Consider the following 20,682-nt stretch of genomic DNA (forward strand, 5'->3'; position numbering starts at 1 on the left):
GGCCGCAGGTCCCCGAAGGGGGCCGACCGGCCCTATGCGCGGGCGGGCTCGACGCGTGGGTGCGGGGTCCCGATCAGGACCCCGCACCGCTGCCGTGGTCAGCGCAGCCAGCCGTCGGTGCGGACGAACGGCAGCTTGGCCCAGAGCTTCCCGGCGCCCCGGTGTCGCCGAGCGCCATCATCGCGGTGCCCACGACGGCCGCGAGCCGCAGCGCGAAGCCTCCGACGAGGGCGAGTCCGACGCCGAGCGGACCGGCCATGAACAGCCAGTCGTATGGTGATCCCTTCGGGAAGCAACGATGCCGGGCCTGTGCCCTGACACCGCTCACTTCACTCTTGTGGCGCGGGAGGGGCGCCGCCGGATGCCGAAGGTCCACTGCCGTTGGACTGAACGGCCCCTTCCACAGGGCCGGTTGGGAGCGGTGCCGCGGACCACGAGCAAAGTTGCGGTGTATCCGGGCAGGTCTGCCCGTCGCGGACTCGCGGTCACTCGTGGCTCCTTGAGCGGATGGCGGGAGGAGATCCATGACCCTGTGCGCGGGCAGGCATGCCGCAGGGTGGTGCAGTCCGACGCCCGGAGTCGCCGTACTCCTTGGACTCCCACGCTCCGACGAGTCCGTGGGCACCGGTCTGGTCTTCCCGGCGCCGCCGACCGCCGTGGCCGTGTACCGGTCCTGGTGCCGTACTCGGGACGGTGCTCAGTAGGTCACGAGTCCGTGCTCCCTGAACTGCTCGCGGACCCGTTCGGTCAGTGCCGGTGCGGGGACGGGGTTGTCGTGCAGCGGGAAGGGGATGTCCAGGGCTTCGTACTTCGAGGCGCCCAGCTTGTGGAACGGCAGGACGTCCACGCGGTCGACGTTCCCGAGGCCGGCGACGAAGCGAGCCAGTCCGTCGACCGCTTCTGGGTCGTCGGTCCAGCCGGGCACCAGGACGTAGCGGATCCACACCGGAATGCCCAGGCGGTCCAGGCGGGTGGCGAAGCTGAGAGTGGGGGCGAGTTCACCTCCGGTCAGCTTCCGGTACGTGGCGATCTCGAAGGCCTTGATGTCAAGCAGCACCAGGTCCGTGTCAGCGAGGAGTTCGTCGGTGACCCGGGCGCCGAGGAAGCCGGAGGTGTCCACGGCGGTGTGCAGTCCCGCCTCCTTGCAGCGGCGCAGGACCGCGCCGGTGAAGGCGGGCTGGAGCAGCGGCTCACCGCCGGTAAGGGTCACCCCTCCCCCGGCCGTGGTGATGAATCCCCGGTACTTGTCGATCTCCGCCATCACCTCGTCGACGGTGGCCTCCCTGCCGTCCCGCATGTGCCAGGTGTCGGGGTTGGCGCAGTACAGGCAGCGCAGCGGGCAGCCGTTGACGAAGAGGACGAACCGGGTTCCGGGGCCGTCCACGCCGGTGGACAGGTCCCAGGAGTGGATCCGGCCGGTGGGCATCGTCGTCACCGTGCTCACAGCGTTCCGTGGAAGGTGCGGCTGATCACGTCGAGCTGCTGCTCGCGGGTGAGACGCACGAAGTTGACGGCGTAGCCGGAGACCCGGATGGTCAGCTCCGGGTACTTCTCGGGGTGTTCCATGGCGTCCTCCAGCGTTGCCCGATCGAGGACGTTGACGTTCATGTGGAAGCCGCCGGAGGCGGTGTACGCGTCGAGGATGCCCACCAGATGGCCCGCGCGCTCGGCAGGCGCGTGCCCCAGCCCTTCCGGGGTGATCGTCGTGGTCAGCGAGATGCCGTCACGTGCCTGTTCGTAGGGGAGCTTGGCGACCGAGAGTGCGCTGGCGGCCACCCCGTGCCGGTCGCGGCCGTTCATGGGGTTGGCGCCGGGTGCGAAGGGCTGTCCGGCCTGCCGGCCGTCTGGGGTGTTGCCGGTGTGTTTGCCGTAGACGACGTTCGAGGTGATCGTCAGCACCGACTGGGTGTGCTCGGCGTCCCGGTAGGTGGGGTGTGCCCGCACCTTCGCCATGAAGGACTTCACCAGCTCGACGGCGAGGGCGTCGACGCGGTCGTCGTTGTTGCCGTATGCCGGGTAGTCGCCCTCGGTCTCGTAGTCCACGGCCAGCCCGGTGCCGTCGCGGATCACCTTCACCCGTGCGTACTTGACGGCCGAGAGGCTGTCGGCCGCAACCGAGAGGCCGGCGATTCCGCACGCCATGAAGCGATGCACGGGGTGGTCGTGCAGCGCCATCTCGATGCGCTCGTAGGCGTACTTGTCGTGCATGAAGTGGATGACGTTGAGCGTGTTGACGTAGGTGGCGGCCAGCCAGTCCAGCATCCCGTCGTACGACTTCGACAGTTCCTCGTACTCCAGGTACTCGCCGGTCAGTGCGGGCGTCTCGGGGCCGATCTGCTCGCCGGTCATCTCGTCCCGGCCGCCGTTGATCGCGTACAGCAGGGCCTTGGCCAGGTTCACCCGGGCTCCGAAGAACTGCATCTGCCGGCCGACCGCCATCGCCGAGACGCAGCAGGCGATCGCCGTGTCGTCCCCGGTGTGCGGGCGCATCAGCTCGTCGGACTCGTACTGGACCGCGCTGGTGTCGATGGACACCTGGGCGCAGAACCGCTTGAAGGCGTCGGGCAACCGGGGCGACCACAGCACCGTCAGGTTGGGCTCCGGGGCGGGGCCGAGGTTGTAGAGCGTCCGCAGGAAGCGGAAGGAGGTACGTGTGACCAGGGGACGTCCGTCGGTGCCGATGCCGCCGATGGACTCGGTGACCCAGGTCGGGTCGCCGGAGAACAGCGCGTCGTACTCGGGGGTGCGCAGGAACCGTACGATCCGCAGCTTGATCACGAAGTCGTCGATCAGCTCCTGGGCCCGGGTCTCGTCGATACGGCCCTCGGTCAGGTCGCGCTGGAGGTAGACGTCCAGGAAGGTCGAGGTGCGGCCCAGCGACATCGCCGCGCCGTTCTGCTCCTTCACCGCGGCCAGATAGCCGAGGTAGAGCCACTGGACGGCCTCGTGTGCGGTGGCGGCGGGTCGGGTGACGTCGCAGCCGTACGAGGCGGCCATCTCTGCCAGCTCGTCCAACGCCCTTGTCTGCTCGGCCAGTTCCTCTCGGTCCCGGATGACATCCGGGGTGGAGGGCTGGGCGTCCAGCAAGGCGCGTTCGGCACGCTTGGCCTCCACAAGCCGGTTGGTGCCGTAGAGCGCCACCCTGCGGTAGTCGCCGATGATCCGACCGCGGCCGTAGGAGTCGGGCAGCCCGGTGATGATCCCGGCCTTGCGGGCGGCGCGCATCTCGGGGGTGTACGCGTCGAAGACTCCGTCGTTGTGGGTCTTGCGGTAGGTGCCGAAAACCCTGGTGACGAAGGGGTCGGCCTCGTAGCCGTACGCCTTGAGGCCGTTCTCGACCATGCGCAGGCCGCCGTTCGGCATGATCGCGCGCTTCAGAGGGGCGTCGGTCTGCAGGCCGACGATCAGCTCCCGCTCGCGGTCGATGTATCCGGGCGCGTGCGAGGTGATCGTGGCCGGGGTCGCGGTGTCGACGTCCAGGATGCCCTTGCGCCGCTCCTCCGGGAACAGCGCGACGATCTTCTGCCACACGGTGCGGGTGCGCTCCGTGGGACCGGTGAGGAAGGCTGCGTCGCCTTCGTACGGGGTGTAGTTGGCCTGGATGAAGTCGCGCACGTCGACGTGGTCGCGCCAGTGCCCTCCCGTGAAACCATGCCACGCGGACCCGGGTGCCTGCACGCTGGTTGGTGCCACCGTCGCCATCACTGCCTCCGCATACCTTCATGACGCGTCCGCGGAGTCCCGTGGACGTCTTTGCTGTCGATACTCGTCCGCGCGGCAGGCGCGGAACAGGGCCGTCAGGAGCCCTCGGCGACGCCGATAGGCCCAGGACGAAGCAGGTCTTCCGGGCCGGTGTTCCCGCCTCGATGGGGCCGATCGGCCCTCTCGCACCAGATACCCGGCACCCGGCGCGGCGGCATGACGTCGTTGAGACTCCGGTGCCGATGATGCTGTCGATCACCAGCGCGGTCGCCGCCGGAAGTCCGACTGCCTGTCTTTTGTCGGAGGGTGGGGCCACCGCTCCCGTGCCGCCGGAATGTTCGTGTCCTCGCGCGGTCGCGGACATGGCTGCGCTCCTTCATCTGGCCGTTCCAGCAGGGGAGTTGATCTGAGACTGATCCTGCTGCGCGGGGAGCATCCGCGGTCAGTGACCGCTGTCCCCCAGCGGGACCATTGGTCCCTACGACCTCGTCCCGATCGACCCATCGATGACAGGGGCGCGCCCCGCATCAGCCGGGTGCGGGACGCGTGGCGGGGGTGTTCAGGAGGAGAGGTCCACCCCGTAGATCGTGCGCCCGCCGACGAGTTCACGACCGGTGACCAGCTCGGCCTCGATGCGTACGAAGACTTCCTCGGGTGCGGCGCCCCAGGAGCGCGGGCCGGTCAGGGACAGCCGCCTGTGCTCGGCGGCATCGGTGACCACGGTGGCGTGTCCGGTGACGACGACGCTCCAGCCGGAGTGCGCGACGGCGTCGACCTCGTCCGCCTCGAAGGCGACCACCGCACCGTCGACAGCGCGGGACAGTTCCGAATCCGCCGCGGTGCGCAATAGCACGGCGGAATCGCCGTCCAGGCCGAAGCTGACCGGCAGGACCGCGGGCAGGGCGTGACGGGTGTGGACAATGCGGCCGACGGGCGCCCCGGCCAGCAGGCACAGGCACTCCTGCCGGTCGAGTTCGCGGAATCCGTCGTTGGGATGCATCAGGCGCTCCAGCTCTCACGTGGTGCAGCGGTATGTGTCCCATGCTGTGCGCCGGTGGCGGCGGGGACGAGAGCCCACCGGTCCACGACTGCCGGAGAGTGGCCCCGGCGGTGTCGCCCGCGGGCACGCGCCTGAGCATTTCGCCGTTACGTCGTGGGAGGCACCGGGCCCTCCCACGACGTAACGGCTGTACCGGCCGCATCTCCGTTCACACCGCTCGCGGCGTCAGCGCACCGTGATCGAGCGCCCGGTGATGTCGGCGGGATCGATGGACACCCATGTGTTCCGCTCGCCGCCCGCCCAGGGACCGCTGTACGCCCGCTCCTCCAGCCGGCGTACGGCGTCGGGCTCGGTCACCTCGCGTGCGCGGCCGCGCACGAGCACGCTCCAGCCTCGGCTGAGCGCCTCGTCGATGTGGTCGACCTCGAAGGCGACCTGCTGCCCGGCGGCGGCCGCAGGCGCCGAGCCTGGAGCGGTCCGGAAGGTGACCGCACCGTCGACGACGCTGTAGTTCACGGGAACGACGACTGGACCAGTGGGCGTGGACATGGCGAGTCGTCCGACACCGTGCGTCGACAGCCGTGCGCGGCACTCCTCGGTGCTCATTTCCACGAGCTCCGGGTGGCCGGCGGCCCGGCCGCCCCCCGGCGGCAGGTCGGCGTCACCACTGCGCAGGGCCGAAACCGTGGTCTCCAGGGCGTCGGCGAGCCGGATGAGGACGCCGGTGCCGGGCGTGGCGGTGGACTGTTCCTCCAGGTACTGAAGGTAGCTGGGGACCGTACCCGCCCGCTCGGCGGTCTCCTGCCGGGTCAGGCCGAGTTCCCCTCGGCGCTGGGCGATACGCCGTCCGATGTCGCCCCGTGCGGCGTCCGCCTCCGCGGACGCCGTGTTCGGTGGTGTGTGTTCCGGCATTACCGGTCACTTCCTCCTGTCAGGACGCCCTGACCGTCAGAACGTCGTGCGGCTGCCCGCCGAGGACGACTTTGAGCGCGCCGGTGTCGGCGGCCCGGGAGAAGACGTCGTACGCCTCTTCCATCTGCTCCAGCTGGAAGGTGTGGGTGACCATCGACGAGGCGGGCAGGCGGCCCCCCGCCATCATGCGCAGCAGCGTCGGCGTGGAGGACGTGTCGACCAGCGCGGTGGTGATCGTCACGTTCTTGATCCACAGGTCTTCGAGGTGCAGCAGGGCGGGCTTGCCATGCACACCGACGTTGGCCACATGTCCGCCCGGCCGCACCATGCGCGTGCACGTCTCGAAGGCTTCCGGGACTCCGACCGCTTCGACGACGACGTCGGCCCCGAGGCCTTCGGTGAGGTCGGCGACCAGCGATTCGGCCTCGCCTGCGGCCGCCACGGCGTCGGCGCCGAGGTGCTTGGCCGCCTCCAGCCGGGCCGGGGCGAGGTCCACGGCGATGATCTTCTCGGGGGTGTACAGCCGGGCGGTGGCGATCGCGGCGAGGCCGATGGGACCGGCGCCCACGACGGCGACGGTGTCTCCGGGCCGTACGCGGCCGTTCAGCACACCCACCTCGTAGGCCGTGGGGAAGATGTCGGCCAGCAGCACGGCGTCCTTGCTGTCCAAGGCGCCTGGAAGCAGGTGCGTGGACAGGTCGGCGTGGGGCACGCGGACGTACTCGGCCTGCGTGCCGTTGATCAGGTGGCCGAGGATCCAGCCTCCGCCACCGCGGCACTGCCCGTACGATCCCTCCCGGCAGAAGCGGCAGCGGCCGCACGCCGTGATGCACGAGACGAGCACCCGGTCGCCGGGACGAACGGTGCGTACGTCGCTTCCTACCTCGACGATCTCGCCGACGGCCTCGTGGCCAAGGACCGTTCCCGGAGGTACCTCGGGTACGTCGCCCTTGAGGATGTGCAGGTCCGTTCCGCAGATGGTGACGGTGTCGACGCGGACGACCGCGTCAGTGGCGTCCTGGATACCGGGGTCCGCGACATCCTCCCAGGCGGACTGTCCGGGGCCGTGGAAGACGAGTGCCTTCATGACGATCCCTTTCCTCGGTGTACCGGCCGGTCGTGGTGACCGTTTCGATGCGAGGCCCCGGTTGCGGCCAACCGGTACCGCCCCACATGTCCAGCGTGACCGGGATGGATACCGCCCGCATGGGCTGGTCGGTCCACACCTCAGGAAGACCGGCGGGGCCGGTTCGGGCCGTTCGGCGGCAGGCGGGGCCGATCAGCCCCTGCAGAGCCGTGCCCGGGTACCGGACAGTGGGCAGCAAGAACGCTGAGAACCATGTCGAAGGAGGCAGGAGCCATGAGGCACCGCATCGTGAGCGAACTGATGACAAACGAGGTCGTGAGCGTGCGGCAGGACGCGTCTTTCACGGAAATCGCCAAACTGCTCGCTGAGCACGACATCACCGCGGTTCCGGTCGTGGACGACGGCGACCGCCCCGTCGGAGTGGTGTCCGAGGCGGACCTGCTGCGCAGGGAGGCACGCCGACTCGACACGGCGGCGGGGCCCGGCCTCGACCCTTGGCCCGCCGAACCGGCCATGGCCGAAGCGACCACGGCCGGTGGGCTGATGACCAGCCCGGCCGTCACCGGCCGTCCGGAATGGACAGTGGCCGAGGCAGCCCGGGCGATGGAACGGAATCGTGTCAAGCGACTTCCGGTGGTGGACGCGAGCGGCCGGCTGATCGGCTTGGTAAGCCGTGGCGACCTGCTGCGGGTGTTCCTGCGCGGGGACCGCGCCATCCGCGAGGAGATCACCGGGGACATACTGGTGCACACGCTGGGTATCCCGCCCACAGCGGTGACCGCTCACGTCGTGGACGGCCGGGTCACCCTGCGCGGAACCGTCGAACGCAGGACCACCATTCCCGTGGTTGTACGGCTGTGCCGCAGCGTGGACGGCGTGGTCGAGGTGTCGGAACACCTGGATCACCGGGTCGACGACACGGACGGCTCGGCATCGGGCATCGACTCCTCGCGACGTGACCAGCTGTCGCCCTGACGAATGGCGGTACCGGAACACGGCAGTGCGCTGCGACGGCCTCCTCGTCCGTACTCCTCACCCTCGGGGAAAGTCCCCCAGACTCCCGAGCCGGGACTGGACCTTCGATCCGTGACATTCATCGACTGCAGTGGTCTGGCCGCGCTGTGCCGCGCCCGGAACCGCGTGAAGATCCGGGGCGGGCGGCTTCGCCTCGTGACCAGCAGCCCGAGCGTTCTGCGGTTGCTGCGCCTGACCGGTCTGGCCCACGCCTTCGAGATGTACCCGCGCCTTCCGACGCTCTCGCCCGTACTCCGGGCAAGGGCGGCACCCTTCCTCCACGGCCGGACGACCATGTGGCGGACGTTGCCGAACGGGCCGGGTTGAAGGCCGGTCCGAACGGCCCTGCCGGCCGAAGGTGATTCGGCAGTCGCTTCAGGCCCTGCCGCCGGTCGTACTCGTTCTGGGGACGACCGGCGGCGGGCACGATGCCGGTCGTCCGCGAGATCCCGGTCAACCTGGCCGACGCACTGCAGGTCCTCATTCCCCGGAGCGCACCGCAGCCCCTTGTCCACAGCTCAGATGGGGCTAGGCTGACGTCGGACGCCCTGGACCTCGGCGGCATACTGCCAGTTGACACGGATGCACCGGTGGCGTTCTCTTCGGCCGCCCGGCGCCTCCCCTGCGGCCACCGATTCAGTTCCGCTCCCGCCCAGCAGCGCCCTGAGGGCATGCCTGGGCCGTGGGGGCAGCACGAACAGGTGTTTCCTCCGTATCTCCCGCCTCGTCCGGACTCCAGCGACAGGACTCCCACGGTGTGAATTCCGCCCGCGCCCTTCCGGCACATGTACCCCACCCGGCTCGGGAGATGAGGACCAACGGCCCCTGCCCTGGGAGCCGACGCCTGGCGATCCTGACGGGGATGTCGTGGTCGGGCACGGCCACGAGACACGCGACGTGAGACCGCCTGCCGGCACTTCTGAGGAGCCGAGAAGAGCATGCCTACGATGCCCCGCCCTGCAAAGCCGGAGATCCCAACAGGCAAGTCCACAACGGGTAACCAGGCCGATGAATCGCAGGAGGCCATCGGCTCGCCCCGGTCCCCCGGCCCCGCCACGAACGCACCACCGTCGGCCGGCCGGCGGTGGCTGATGCTGGCGCTTGCCACGGTCGGGTTCGCGGTGAACTTCTGGGCCTGGGCGCTGCTGAGCCCGCTCGGCCCGCGGTTCAAGGACAGTCTGCAACTGAGCGCGTTCCAGCAGGCGTTGCTGGTCGCCGTGCCGGTGGTGGTGGGCTCGGTGGGCCGCATACCGGTAGGTGCGCTGACGGACCGGTTCGGCGGCCGGGTGATGTTCCCGCTGGTGTCGGCCGCCACCATCGTCCCCGTCCTGTACCTGGGGCTGGCCGGACACTCCTCCCTGATCCAGCTGCTGGTGGGCGGGTTCTTTCTCGGTATCGGCGGCACCGCGTTCGCGGTGGGGGTGCCCTTTGTCAGCGCCTGGTTTCCGCCGGAGCGCCGGGGGCTCGCGATCGGTGTCTTCGGCGCCGGGATGGGCGGCACCGCCATCAGCGCCCTGACCACGGTGAACCTGGTCAAGACGCACAGTCTGGCCACCCCGTTCGTGGTGACCGCGATCGTGCTGGCCGGCTATGCGGTGCTGGCCGCGTTCCTGCTGCGCGACGCTCCGGGCAGGACTGTACCGACCGGAACCATGACTGGCCGGCTCGCCGCCACCGTCAGGCTCGGTATCACCTGGCAGGCATCCGCGCTGTACGCGGTCGCGTTCGGCGGATACGTCGCCTTCTCCGTCTATCTGCCCACCTACCTCAAGTCCGGGTACGGCCTGGCGCAGGCCGACGCCGCCAACCGGATGGCCGGGTTCGTACTGCTGGCGGTGGTGATGCGGCCGGTCGGCGGCTGGTTGTCCGACCGCTTGCGTCCCACCCGCGTGCTGGCCGTGGCGCTCGCCGTGGTCACGGTGAGCGCGGCCGTTCAGTCCTTCGCCCCGCCGCTGGCCCCGCTGGGCACCATCGCCTTCCTGGCGATCGCCGCCGCGCTCGGCGCGGGCAGCGGTGCCACCTTCGCCCTCGTCGCCCTGCTCGCCCCGGCCGGCAAGGTGGGCGCCGTCACCGGCGTCGTCGGCGCGGCCGGCGGACTGGGCGGCTTCGTCCCACCTCTGCTGATGGGCTCCCTCTACGGCGCCTACGGCACCTACGCACTCGGACTGGCCCTGCTCGCCCTGATCGCCGCCGCCGCCCTGGCATTCACCGCGACCACCGTCCGCAAGGCCGTCACCCGCGGCGCCCATGGCACCCCGACGGCACCCAACCCGGCCTGAGACGAGTCACCATGTGCGAATACTGCGGCTGCCAGGCATTACCCCAGATCGCCGAACTGACCCGTGAACACGACCTGGTCGTCAATCTCATCGGGGACGTCCGCACCGCGCATCGCAACGCGGACGTGTCCCGGATGGCGCGGATCGCGCGCCACGTCTCCGCCGTTCTCGTGCCGCACACGGCGGTGGAGGAGCAGGGTCTCTTCCCGCCGCTGGCGGAAGAGTTTCCCGAAGGCATAGCGGCACTCCGGGCCGAACACCGGCACGTCGAGGCCGTCCTCGACGAGGCCGCGGCGGGCGTCCCGGCCGACCCCGTCTGGCCCCGGCGGCTCTTGGACGTCCTGGATCTGCTGCGCGACCACATCCTCAAGGAACAGGACGGCGTGTTCCCCGCCGCCCTGGCCGGGCTGAACACCGAGGACTGGGAGGCCATGGACGCGGTCCGCTCCCGCGTCGGAACGCGGAGCGCGGATTTCGCCACGACGGAGTTCGCCGCAGAAGCCGGTGTCGACATCGATCAGTACGCCGGATCACAACAGGACGGGCCACTGACGCCCGGGAAGGCGGCATCGTGAGCCCACGAACCTCAGGAACCGACCCGCAGGCACGCCAACCGGCTGGCCTGGACGGGGAGTTGGCGGATGCGCTCGTGGGCACCCGCAGGTTCTTTACCCGAGCCGAGGTCTCCGCCGACCACCGCACCCTGTACAAGATCGGTGGCCGCAAGGCCGACGACTTCTACCGGGACCGCTGGAGCCACGACAAGGTGGTGCGCTCCACCCACGGGGTGAACTGCACCGGCTCGTGTTCGTGGAAGGTGTACGTCAAGGACGGGATCATCACCTGGGAGTCCCAGCAGACCGACTACCCCACGGTCGGCCCGGACAGCCCGGAGTACGAGCCGCGCGGCTGCCCGCGCGGGGCCGCGTTCTCCTGGTACACCTACTCCCCCACCCGCGTCCGCTACCCCTATGTGCGCGGGGTGCTCTTGGAGATGTACCGGGAGGCAAGGACCCGGCTCGGTGACCCGGTGCTGGCATGGGCGGACGTCGTCTCCGACCCGGAGCGCTCCAGGCGCTACAAGTCGGCGCGCGGCAAGGGCGGCCTGGTACGGGCGAGTTGGGACGAGGCGAGCGAGATGATCGCCGCCGCCCATGTGCACACGATCAAGGAGTACGGTCCCGACCGGCTGGCCGGGTTCTCGCCGATACCGGCGATGTCGATGGTCTCCCACGCCGCAGGGGCCCGCTTCTACTCGCTGCTCGGCGGGGTGATGCTGTCGTTCTACGACTGGTACGCCGACCTGCCGGTCGCCTCCCCGCAGGTCTTCGGGGACCAGACGGACGTACCGGAGTCCGGCGACTGGTGGGACGCCGGCTATCTGATCATGTGGGGCTCTAACCTGCCGGTGACCCGCACCCCGGACGCGCACTGGATGGCGGAGGCCCGCTACCGGGGCCAGAAGGTGATCGCGGTCGCCCCGGACTACGCCGACAACGTCAAGTTCGCCGACGAGTGGCTGCCCGCCGCACCCGGCACCGACGGGGCGCTGGCGATGTCGATGGGGCATGTGATCCTCAAGGAGTTCTTCGTCGACCGCCAGGCCGGCTACTTCACCGACTACGTCAAGCGGTACACCGACCTCCCGTTCCTCGTCACCCTCGAACAACGCGGCGCCGGGGCCGACTTGACGTACGCACCGGGGAAGTTCCTGACCGCCGCCGACCTGGGCGGCACGACGGCGGAGGCGGAGAACGCGGAGTTCAGGACCGTCCTGCTCGACGCCGCCACCGGCGAGCCGGTCGTCCCGAACGGTTCGCTCGGCCACCGCTACGGTGAGTCCGGCGCAGGGAAGTGGAACCTCGACCTCGGCGACACCGACCCGTTGTTGACGGCGGCGGACGGTGAGAGCCCGGATGCCGTGACAGTGGAGCTGACCCGGTTCGACACCCCGGACGGGACCGCCGGACAACTGCGGCGCGGCGTCCCCGTACGCCGGGTCGCGGGCCAGTTGGTGACCACGGTGTTCGACCTGCTTCTCGCCCAGTACGGCGTGGCCCGCGACGGGCTGCCGGGGATCTGGCCGACCGGCTACGACGACCCCGACCAGCCCTACACCCCGGCCTGGCAGGCGGCCATCACCGGGGTGGCCGGTGAGACGGCGGCCCGCATCGCGCGCGAGTTCGCCACCAACGCGGAGGAGTCCAGGGGCCGCTCCATGATCATCATGGGGGCGGGGACCAACCACTGGTTCCACTCCGACACCATCTACCGTTCCTTCCTCACCCTGACGACACTGACCGGCTGCCAGGGCGTCAACGGCGGTGGCTGGGCCCACTATGTGGGGCAGGAGAAGGTCCGGCCCATCACCGGCTACTCGGCGATCGCGACGGCTGCCGACTGGCACCGGCCCGCCCGGCAGATGATCCAGACCGCGTACTGGTACCTGCACACCGACCAGTTCCGTTACGACCCCTTCAGCGCCGACACCCTCGCCGCGGCGGGCGCGGGCGGCACGTTCGCCGGGAAGACCACCGCCGACGTCATCGCCGCCTCGGCCCGGATGGGCTGGATGCCGTCCTACCCGACGTTCGACCGCAACCCGCTCACCCTCGCGACCGACGCGGAAGCCGCCGGGCAGGAGGTGCCGGAGTACGTCGTGGACGAACTGAAGGCGGGCCGGCTGCGGTTCGCGGGCGAGGACCCGGACGCGCCGGAGAACTTCCCCCGGGTGCTGACCATCTGGCGGGCGAACCTGCTCGGCTCCTCCGCCAAGGGCAACGAGTACTTCCTCAAGCACCTGCTCGGTACCGACTCCGCCGTACGCGCCACCGAGGCGCCGCCCGACGCCCGCCCGCGGGATGTGGTGTGGCGGGACGAGGCGCCGGTGGGCAAGCTCGACCTGCTGCTCACCCTGGACTTCCGGATGACCAGCACCACCGTCTACTCCGACATCGTGCTGCCGGCGGCGACCTGGTACGAGAAGCACGACCTGAACACCACGGACATGCACCCGTTCGTGAACTCCTTCAACCCGGCCATCCCGCCGCCGTGGCAGACCCGCACCGACTGGGACGCCTTCAACACCATCGCGGCGGCGTTCAGCCGTCTCGCCGAGGGGCGGCTGGGCACCGTGAAGGACGTCGTGGCGGCACCGCTGCTGCACGACACCCCCGACGCGATGGCCACCCCGCACGGCCGCGTCCGGGACTGGAAGGCCGGCGAGTGCGAGCCGGTGCCCGGCCGGACCATGCCCAAGCTCGTGACGGTGGAGCGCGACTACCCGGGCGTCGCCGACCGGATGACCGCCCTCGGCCCGCTCCTCGACACCCTGGGCGCCACCACCAAGGGCGTCACCTTCGACGTACGGCAAGAGCTGGAGTACCTGCGGCACAAGAACGGCACCGTGCGCGGCGGTCCCGCCGACGGCCGCCCGTCGATCGCCCGGGACGTTCAGGTCTGCGAGGCGATCCTGACCCTGTCCGGCACCACCAACGGACACCTGGCCACCCAGGGCTTCCACACCCTGGAGGCCCGTACCGGCGTCAAGTTGGCGGACCTTGCCGCCGAGGCCGAGGGCAAGCGGGTCACCTTCGCCGACACCCAGGCGGGCCCCGTCCCGGTCATCACGTCACCGGAGTGGTCGGGGACGGAGTCGGGCGGGCGCCGCTACTCACCGTTCACCATCAACGTCGAACGCCTCAAGCCCTGGCACACCTTGACGGGCCGTCAACATTTCTTCATCGACCACGACTGGATCGCCGAACTCGGCGAGTGGATGCCCGTCTACCGGCCGCCGCTCAACATGCACGCCCTCTTCGACGAGCCCGAGGTGGGCGATCAGGGCGAACTCGGCATCACCGTGCGCTACTTGACCCCGCACAACAAGTGGTCCATCCACTCCGAGTACCAGGACAACCTGTTCATGCTCTCGCTCTCCCGGGGCGGCCCGACCGTCTGGATGAGCAAGGAGGACGCTGCGAAGATCGGCGTGCACGACAACGACTGGATCGAGGCGGTCAACCGCAACGGCGTCGTCGCCGCCCGCGCGGTCGTCTCCCACCGCATGCCGGAAGGCACCGTCTACATGCACCACGCCCAGGACCGGCTCATCGACGTCCCCCGCACCGAGACCAACGGGCGGCGCGGCGGCGTCCACAACTCGCTGACCCGCCTGCTGGTCAAACCCAGCCATCTCATCGGCGGCTACGCCCAGTTGACGTACGCCTTCAACTACCTCGGCCCGACCGGCAACCAGCGCGACGAGGTCACCGTCATCCGCCGCCGCACCGACCAGGAGGTGACGTACTGATGGCCCCGACAGCCGCGACGCCCCCGAGCGCAGCGCCCGGCCGCCGGGTCATGGCCCAGATGGCGATGGTGATGAACCTCGACAAGTGCATCGGCTGCCACACCTGCTCGGTCACCTGCAAACAGGCGTGGACCAACCGCCCCGGCGTGGAGTACGTGTGGTTCAACAACGTCGAGACCCGCCCCGGCCAGGGCTATCCGCGCCGCTACGAGGACCAGGAGAAGTGGCGCGGCGGCTGGGACCTCAACAAGCGCGGCAACCTGAAGCTGAAGGGCGGCGGCCGGTTCAAGAAGCTGATCAACATCTTCTCCAACCCCACGCTGCCCTCGCTCGACGACTACTACCAGCCCTGGACGTACGACTACGAGACGCTGACCAACGCGCCGCTCCAGGAACACACCCCGGTCGCCCGCCCCAAGTCCCTGATCACCGGCAAGGACATGAAGATCACCTGGTCGGCCAACTGGGACGACAACCTCGGCGGCTCCACCGACCACGGCGACAAGGACGTCCTCCTCGCGGGAATCGCCGAGAAGGTCAAGTTCGAGTTCGAGCAGACCTTCATGTTCTATCTGCCGCGGATCTGCGAGCACTGTCTCAACCCGTCCTGCGTCGCATCCTGCCCCTCCGGCGCGATCTACAAGCGCTCCGAGGACGGCATCGTCCTGGTCGACCAGGACCGCTGCCGGGGCTGGCGGATGTGCGTGTCCGGCTGCCCGTACAAGAAGATCTACTTCAACCACCGCACCGGCAAGGCCGAGAAGTGCACCTTCTGCTTCCCGCGCATCGAGGTCGGCCAGCCCACCGTCTGCGCCGAGACCTGCGTCGGCCGGCTCCGCTACATCGGCCTGGTCCTCTACGACCCCGACCAGGTCCTCGAAGCCGCCTCCACCCCCGACGACACCGACCTGTACGAGGCGCAGCGGCAGGTCTTCCTCGACCCCGCCGACCCGCTAGTGGCCGCCGACGCGGAGCGCTCCGGCATCCCACGGGACTGGATCGAGGCCGCCCGGCGCTCCCCGGTCCACGCGCTGATCAACACGTACAAGGTCGCCCTGCCGCTGCACCCGGAGTACCGCACGCTTCCCATGGTCTGGTACATCCCGCCGCTCTCCCCGGTGGTGGACGTGGTGCGCGACACCGGCTACGACGCCGAGGACCGGGGCAACCTGTTCGCCGCGATCGACGCCCTGCGCATCCCCGTGGACTACCTCGCCCAGCTGTTCACCGCCGGCGACCCGGTCCCCGTCGACGCCGTACTGCGAAGGCTGGCCGCCATGCGCAGCTACATGCGCGACATCAACCTCGGCCGCGAACCCGACGCGACCATCCCCGCCGCTGTGGGCATGACCGAGGAGCAGATGTACGACATGTTCCGACTGCTGGCCCTGGCCAAGTACGAGGACAGGTACGTCATCCCGCCCGCCCACGCCGAACAGGCGCACAGCCTGGAGGAGTTGGCCACCGAGTGCAGCCTCGACTTCGAGGACGGCCCCGGGATGGGCGGCTCGGGTCCGGGCGGCTCAGGGCCTTTCGGCGAGGCTTCCGGCGATGCTCCGGCCCCGATCGCCGTGGAGAACTTCCACCTGCTGCGCGACCGCCAGACCGCCGACGCCGTGGACACCTCAGCCGACTCCCCGGCCGCCCCCGGCGACAAGTCCACCCGGCTCAACCTCCTCAACTGGGACGGAAACGGCCGCCCTCAGGGCATGTTCCCCCGCTCCTCCGGGGACAGGGACGAGCGCTCCTTTGACGGGAACGGCGAGACACCCGACACGAACGCCGAGAGCGAGCCGCGTCCATGAGCCCCGTGAACAAGCGCAAAGCCGCTGCCCGCGAAGACACCGCCCGGCACGCATCCGCCTGGCAGGTCCAGTCCCTCCTCCTCGGCTATCCCGACGAGCGGCTGCTCGAACAGGCGCGGCTCGTACGGGCGGTCACCGACACGCTGCCCGACCGTGTCGCCGAGCCGCTGCGCCGGTTCCTCGGGCACCTCGGCCGAACGCCCGCCACGGAACTGGCGGCGGACTACGTCACCACCTTCGACCACCGCAAACGCAACTGCCTCTTCCTGACGTACTACGCCCACGGCGACACCCGCAATCGCGGTGCCGCGCTGCTGCGCCTCAAGCAGACCTACGCCGCGGCCGGACTGCGGCTGACCGACGACGAACTGCCCGACCACCTCTGCGTCGTCCTGGAATTCGCCGCCACCGGCGACCCCGAAGCAGGCCGCCGCCTCCTCACCGAGCACCGGGCAGGACTGGAACTGCTGCGCTTGGCACTGCGCGACGCGCGATCCGCGTGGGCCGACGTCCTCGACTCCGTATCGGCGACCCTGCCCCCGCTGGCCGGTGACGAGCGCGAGGCCGTCGCCAAGCTCGCTGCCCAGGGACCGCCCGAGGAACAGGTCGGCCTCGCGCCGTTCGCACCCCCGGAGTTCATGCCCGCCCCGGCCCCGGCCCAGGCCCCCGCCCCGATGGGAGGCCGGTCATGACCCCGGACACGAACGCACTCGACGTCGTGCTGTGGGTCGTCCTGCCGTACATCGCGCTGACCCTGTTCGTCGCCGGCCATGTCTGGCGCTACCGCTACGACAAGTTCGGCTGGACCACCCGGTCCAGCCAGCTGTACGAGAGCCGGCTGCTGCGCGTCGGCAGCCCGCTGTTCCACTTCGGGGTCCTGGCGGTGGTGCTCGGCCACATCGGCGGACTGGTGATCCCGAAGGGCTGGACCGAAGCCGTCGGTGTCAGCGAGCACAGCTACCACGTCATGGCCACTTTGCTGGGGACCGTCGCCGGGGTCAGCACCCTGGCCGGGCTCGTGATCCTCGTCTACCGGCGGCGTACGGTCGGGTCGGTGTTCAGCGCCACCACCCGCAACGACAAGCTCATGTACGTCATGCTCACCGTGACCCTGGCACTGGGTCTGTTCGCCACCGTGGTCAGCAACATCATCGGCGTGGGCTACGACTACCGCACCACCATCTCGCCCTGGTTCCGGTCGGTCTTCTACCTGCACCCCGACCCCGCGCTGATGGCCGGCGCGCCACTGCTGTTCCGGCTGCACGCGCTCAGCGCCCTGCTGCTGTTCGGCGTCTGGCCTTTCACCCGGCTGGTGCACATGCTCACCGCACCGCTCGGCTACCTCACCCGCCCGTACATCGTCTATCGCAGCCGGGATGCGCAGTTGGGCTCCCGCCCGCCCCGGCGCGGATGGGAACGCACCTGATGAACACCCACCACAACGGTCCTGCCCGGCCGCACGAGGTACACCTGTCCGTCGGTGAGGTCACCGAGCTGCCGGCCATGGGAGAGCGGCTGCTCGCCGATGCCAGGTCCGCGAACTCCGGGAGAGCGGCACGAACCGTCGTCGCCCTTCCGGGACTTCGCGTCACCCTGATCGCGCTCGCGTCGGGCTCCGAACTCGCCGAACACGAGGCCCCGGGCGCCGCCACCCTCACCTGCCTGACCGGCCGGGTGACACTCGGCACCACCGACCGCACGTGGCCCCTCGGCCAGGGCGACATCGTCGCCATTCCCGACCAACGGCACAGCCTGACCGCCGAGACCGACGCGGCGGTACTCCTCACCGTCCGGCTGGCATGACCACCGGCGGACAAGGCGCATCCACCGCAGCCACGGAACGACTCGGCTCCAGGACTTCCCTCTCTTCGGCCTGCCCGCCACGTGCCGCGTAGTGCACCAGGCGGCTCACTCGCCGCCCTTCTCGGCGAGCGAGTGAGCGACGAGTACGTCGGCGTGGCCGTGCCCAGGCCGTGCCGACTCTTGAGCCAGGAAACGAGTTCCATGTCGCGGTTCAGCGGTCGCAGCCCCACTCAGAGCCTGCCGTGCAGCCCTGGGGCGGTGCGCATACCGGGGAACCCGGCCTCGTTTGCTGCTTCCAGAATCGCGCGCCGGGCCAGGACATGTGTGGGCCGACCGGCCCTCAGCAGACCCGGTCGGCCCTGTCTGCCGGTCGCCCGGCCACTCCTCGCGCTGGTGCGGTCGCGACCGCTGCTCACCTCTGCGGGAGTCGGGCGGCGACGTACTCGGTGAGGTCGAGCAGACGGTTGGTGTAGCCCCACTCGTTGTCGTACCACCCGAAGACCTTCACCAGGTCGCCGTGCGCCTGGGTCAGCGGAGCGTCGAACACGCACGAGGCAGGGTCGCCGACGATGTCCCGGGAGACGATCGGGGCGTCCGACACCCGGAGTATTCCCTTCAGCGGGCCGTCGGCCGCCTCACGGAACGCGGCGTTGACCTCGTCCGCGGTCACGGGACGGTCGAGCACCACGCTCAGGTCCGTCAGCGAGCCGTCCTCGACCGGCACCCGCACGGCGATGCCGTCCAGAGTGCCTGCCAGCTTCGGCAGGACGAGGCCCACCGCACGGGCAGCTCCGGTGCTGGTCGGGATGATGTTCACAGCGGCGGTGCGACCACGACGCGGGTCCTTGTGAGGGCCGTCCAGGACCACCTGGTCGTTGGTGTAGCCGTGGATGGTGGTCATCAGGCCCTTGACGAGGCCGAAGTGCTCGTCCAGCACCTTCACCATCGGCGCCACACAGTTGGTCGTGCACGAGGCGTTGGAGATCACGTGGTCCCGCTCGGGGTCGTAGACGCCCTCATTGACCCCCATGACAACGGTGGCGTCGACTTCCTTGCCCGGTACGGAGAGCAGTACCTTGCGCGCGCCGGCCTTCAGGTGCAGTCCGGCATCCTCACGGCTGCGGAAGCGTCCGGTGGACTCGATGACCACGTCCACTCCCAGCTCACCCCACTCCAGGGCCGCGGGGTCGCTCTTGGCCGTCACCGCGATGCGGTGACCGTCCACCGTCAGCGACGTGTCGTCGTGCTCGACGCTGCGACGCAGCCGCCCGAAGGTCGAGTCGTACTCCAGCAGATGGGCCAGCGCCGCCGGCGAGGTGAGGTCGTTGACCGCCACCACCTCGACTGCGGCACCGGTCCCGGCCTCCGCGCGCTCCAGTACGCAGCGCAGGTAGTTGCGCCCGATGCGGCCGAAGCCGTTGATTCCTATGCGCACGGTCATGTCCGTCGTCCTCCCCGGTCGGTGTCTGGTGTGCGCTGCCAGCCTGCGGGGCCCGTGCCGAAAGGGGCATGGGCCGTACGGGGACGACTCGGGGGACGTTCGGCCCCGTGTACGGGGCCGGGTCGCGGCCGGCTCATCGGCTGGGCGGTGGCATCGCGACCGAGCAGGAACCGACCCACCGCCACGATGCGTACGGACCGTCGCGAGAGCGGGACCAGGTGGCCGCAGTTCGGGACCACCGGCCCATGGAGGACGTGACCGCATCGGCGCGAGGCTCGGAGCGAAGTACCGGCGGCGGCCGCCGCCACCCGTCCCACCGGACCCGGAGGTATCTCCCATGCTTCGCCCCATCACCGTCGGCCTGGACGGCTCTCCCGAGAGCCTGGCCGCAGCCGACTGGGCCGCCCGCGAGGCTCAGCGCCGCGGCCTGCCGCTACACCTGGTCAACGCCTGGATCTGGCAGCCGCACGACGTGCCCGTAGCCGAGGACCTGAACGCCCAGAAACGCTGGGCCCTGAGCGTGCTGCGCGAGTCCGAGCAGGATCTGCGTGCCCGGTACCCGCAGCTGACGATCGACTCCGAGCAGGTCTCCGAGCCGGCCACCGAGGTTCTGCTGGGCCGGGCGGAGAAGGCCGAGATGCTGGTGCTGGGCTCCAGCGGGCACGGCGCCGTCGCCGGCTTCCTCCTCGGCTCGGTCGGCCAGCACGTGCTCGCCAAGGCACAGCATCCGGTGGTGATGGTGCGGGCGAACACGCGGTCCGCGGCCGAGGGGGACACCGGGGAGGTGGTGGTCGGGCTCCAGGATCTGGGCACGCAGGCCGGCCCGCTTCTGGAGTTCGCGTTCCGTGCGGCGGCCGCCCGCGGGGCGACGCTCCGTGCCGTACACGCCTGGGGTCTGCCTCCGCTGTACGGACGCGGCCCCGAGGCCGGGCAGGCGGCGGTCAAGCCGGGTGCCCTGGCCGAACAGCAAGAGAAGGCACTGTCCGCCGCCCTGCAGCCGTGGCGGGAAAGGTTCCCGCAGGTCACAGTGGTTGAGACAGTCGACCTTGCCTTCACCTCCGGAGTCGTGCTGCAGGCCGCGGCGGATGCCGGGCTCGTGGTCGTCGGCCGCCGCGTACACCGGCCCGCGCTCGGCATGCGCATCGGCCCGGTCGCGCACGCCGTGCTCCACCACGTGGCCGCCCCTGTCGTCATCGTCCCGCACGACTGACGGCCGACAGGTTCCCCGGCCTCGGGAACGTCCGGGGCATGGCAGCCACGCCAAAGGCCCGCTTGGAGCGGGAAACCCGGTCACTCACATCCGTCGCATCCCTCAAGGAGAGCGGAC

The 20,682-nt window shown here is 70.0% G+C and carries 16 protein-coding genes; 10 read left to right on the plus strand and 6 right to left on the minus strand.

Annotated elements, in window-relative coordinates:
• Positions 1-697: 697 nt before the first annotated feature.
• From pflA to OG718_RS06510, 5 genes are all read right to left on the minus strand, one after another.
• Positions 698-1,426 carry a pyruvate formate-lyase-activating protein gene (gene pflA / locus OG718_RS06490; protein ID WP_443055326.1) on the minus strand — a complete coding sequence of 243 codons (729 nt, stop codon included), beginning with the start codon at positions 1,424-1,426 and terminating at the stop codon, positions 698-700.
• A gap of 14 nt (positions 1,427-1,440) precedes the next feature.
• A complete protein-coding gene (gene pflB, locus OG718_RS06495; protein ID WP_328843563.1) occupies positions 1,441-3,702 on the minus strand; it encodes a formate C-acetyltransferase in 2,262 nt (753 codons plus the stop codon).
• A 559-nt stretch (positions 3,703-4,261) separates the two neighbouring features.
• The gene (locus OG718_RS06500) at positions 4,262-4,702 is read right to left on the minus strand and encodes a pyridoxamine 5'-phosphate oxidase family protein (protein WP_143643903.1); all 441 of its coding nucleotides are present in this window, start codon (positions 4,700-4,702) and stop codon (positions 4,262-4,264) included.
• A gap of 225 nt (positions 4,703-4,927) precedes the next feature.
• The gene (locus tag OG718_RS06505; protein WP_328843564.1) at positions 4,928-5,614 is read right to left on the minus strand and encodes a helix-turn-helix domain-containing protein; all 687 of its coding nucleotides are present in this window, start codon (positions 5,612-5,614) and stop codon (positions 4,928-4,930) included.
• A 19-nt stretch (positions 5,615-5,633) separates the two neighbouring features.
• On the minus strand, positions 5,634-6,701 hold the full coding sequence (locus OG718_RS06510; protein ID WP_328843565.1) for a zinc-dependent alcohol dehydrogenase family protein: 1,068 nt from the start codon (positions 6,699-6,701) through the stop codon (positions 5,634-5,636).
• 273 nt (positions 6,702-6,974) lie between these two features.
• Between OG718_RS06510 and OG718_RS06515 the strand changes: the two genes are divergently transcribed.
• The 9 genes from OG718_RS06515 to OG718_RS06555 all read left to right on the plus strand — a co-directional run bounded on the left by OG718_RS06515 (position 6,975) and on the right by OG718_RS06555 (position 17,914).
• A complete protein-coding gene (locus tag OG718_RS06515; RefSeq protein ID WP_143643900.1) occupies positions 6,975-7,676 on the plus strand; it encodes a CBS domain-containing protein in 702 nt (233 codons plus the stop codon).
• A 3-nt stretch (positions 7,677-7,679) separates the two neighbouring features.
• Positions 7,680-8,042 carry an STAS domain-containing protein gene (locus tag OG718_RS06520; protein WP_443054925.1) on the plus strand — a complete coding sequence of 121 codons (363 nt, stop codon included), beginning with the start codon at positions 7,680-7,682 and terminating at the stop codon, positions 8,040-8,042.
• A gap of 764 nt (positions 8,043-8,806) precedes the next feature.
• Positions 8,807-9,994, plus strand: coding sequence for an MFS transporter (locus tag OG718_RS06525; protein ID WP_143643956.1), 1,188 nt, complete (start codon positions 8,807-8,809; stop codon positions 9,992-9,994).
• An 11-nt stretch (positions 9,995-10,005) separates the two neighbouring features.
• Positions 10,006-10,569, plus strand: a complete 564-nt coding sequence (locus OG718_RS06530) for a hemerythrin domain-containing protein (protein WP_328843567.1) — start codon at positions 10,006-10,008, stop codon at positions 10,567-10,569.
• On the plus strand, positions 10,566-14,306 hold the full coding sequence (locus OG718_RS06535; RefSeq protein WP_443054926.1) for a nitrate reductase subunit alpha: 3,741 nt from the start codon (positions 10,566-10,568) through the stop codon (positions 14,304-14,306). Before OG718_RS06530 ends, OG718_RS06535 begins: the two co-directional genes overlap by 4 nt.
• Complete coding sequence (narH, locus tag OG718_RS06540) at positions 14,306-16,111, plus strand: nitrate reductase subunit beta (protein ID WP_328843568.1); 1,806 nt, start codon at positions 14,306-14,308, stop codon at positions 16,109-16,111. Before OG718_RS06535 ends, narH begins: the two co-directional genes overlap by 1 nt.
• A gap of 5 nt (positions 16,112-16,116) precedes the next feature.
• Positions 16,117-16,803, plus strand: coding sequence for a nitrate reductase molybdenum cofactor assembly chaperone (gene narJ, locus OG718_RS06545; protein WP_260695831.1), 687 nt, complete (start codon positions 16,117-16,119; stop codon positions 16,801-16,803).
• Positions 16,800-17,537: a respiratory nitrate reductase subunit gamma gene (gene narI, locus OG718_RS06550; RefSeq protein ID WP_328843569.1), complete on the plus strand. Its 738-nt coding sequence runs from the start codon at positions 16,800-16,802 to the stop codon at positions 17,535-17,537. The genes narJ and narI overlap by 4 nt, the downstream gene beginning before the upstream one ends.
• A complete protein-coding gene (locus tag OG718_RS06555; protein ID WP_260695830.1) occupies positions 17,537-17,914 on the plus strand; it encodes a cupin domain-containing protein in 378 nt (125 codons plus the stop codon). The genes narI and OG718_RS06555 overlap by 1 nt, the downstream gene beginning before the upstream one ends.
• Before the next feature lie 412 nt (positions 17,915-18,326).
• Here OG718_RS06555 and gap read toward each other — a convergent pair whose 3' ends face one another.
• The gene (gene gap / locus OG718_RS06560) at positions 18,327-19,355 is read right to left on the minus strand and encodes a type I glyceraldehyde-3-phosphate dehydrogenase (RefSeq protein WP_143643895.1); all 1,029 of its coding nucleotides are present in this window, start codon (positions 19,353-19,355) and stop codon (positions 18,327-18,329) included.
• 337 nt (positions 19,356-19,692) lie between these two features.
• Between gap and OG718_RS06565 the strand changes: the two genes are divergently transcribed.
• Positions 19,693-20,565 carry a universal stress protein gene (locus OG718_RS06565; RefSeq protein ID WP_328843570.1) on the plus strand — a complete coding sequence of 291 codons (873 nt, stop codon included), beginning with the start codon at positions 19,693-19,695 and terminating at the stop codon, positions 20,563-20,565.
• Positions 20,566-20,682 lie beyond the last annotated feature (117 nt).

Origin of the sequence: Streptomyces sp. NBC_00258, assembly GCF_036182465.1 — a bacterium.
GTDB lineage: Bacteria > Actinomycetota > Actinomycetes > Streptomycetales > Streptomycetaceae > Streptomyces.

What these genes read in the sequence shown, in the direction of transcription:
- gap (WP_143643895.1), bottom strand. Translation starts at nt 19,355, where the DNA reads ATGACCGTGCGCATAGGAATCAACGGCTTCGGCCGCATCGGGCGCAAC.
- OG718_RS06565 (WP_328843570.1), top strand. Translation starts at nt 19,693, where the DNA reads ATGCTTCGCCCCATCACCGTCGGCCTGGACGGCTCTCCCGAGAGCCTG.
- OG718_RS06520 (WP_443054925.1), top strand. Translation starts at nt 7,680, where the DNA reads ATGGCGGTACCGGAACACGGCAGTGCGCTGCGACGGCCTCCTCGTCCG.
- OG718_RS06555 (WP_260695830.1), top strand. Translation starts at nt 17,537, where the DNA reads ATGAACACCCACCACAACGGTCCTGCCCGGCCGCACGAGGTACACCTG.
- OG718_RS06510 (WP_328843565.1), bottom strand. Translation starts at nt 6,701, where the DNA reads ATGAAGGCACTCGTCTTCCACGGCCCCGGACAGTCCGCCTGGGAGGAT.
- pflB (WP_328843563.1), bottom strand. Translation starts at nt 3,702, where the DNA reads ATGGCGACGGTGGCACCAACCAGCGTGCAGGCACCCGGGTCCGCGTGG.
- OG718_RS06505 (WP_328843564.1), bottom strand. Translation starts at nt 5,614, where the DNA reads ATGCCGGAACACACACCACCGAACACGGCGTCCGCGGAGGCGGACGCC.
- OG718_RS06525 (WP_143643956.1), top strand. Translation starts at nt 8,807, where the DNA reads ATGCTGGCGCTTGCCACGGTCGGGTTCGCGGTGAACTTCTGGGCCTGG.
- narI (WP_328843569.1), top strand. Translation starts at nt 16,800, where the DNA reads ATGACCCCGGACACGAACGCACTCGACGTCGTGCTGTGGGTCGTCCTG.
- OG718_RS06515 (WP_143643900.1), top strand. Translation starts at nt 6,975, where the DNA reads ATGAGGCACCGCATCGTGAGCGAACTGATGACAAACGAGGTCGTGAGC.
- narH (WP_328843568.1), top strand. Translation starts at nt 14,306, where the DNA reads ATGGCCCCGACAGCCGCGACGCCCCCGAGCGCAGCGCCCGGCCGCCGG.
- OG718_RS06500 (WP_143643903.1), bottom strand. Translation starts at nt 4,702, where the DNA reads ATGCATCCCAACGACGGATTCCGCGAACTCGACCGGCAGGAGTGCCTG.
- pflA (WP_443055326.1), bottom strand. Translation starts at nt 1,426, where the DNA reads ATGCCCACCGGCCGGATCCACTCCTGGGACCTGTCCACCGGCGTGGAC.
- OG718_RS06530 (WP_328843567.1), top strand. Translation starts at nt 10,006, where the DNA reads ATGTGCGAATACTGCGGCTGCCAGGCATTACCCCAGATCGCCGAACTG.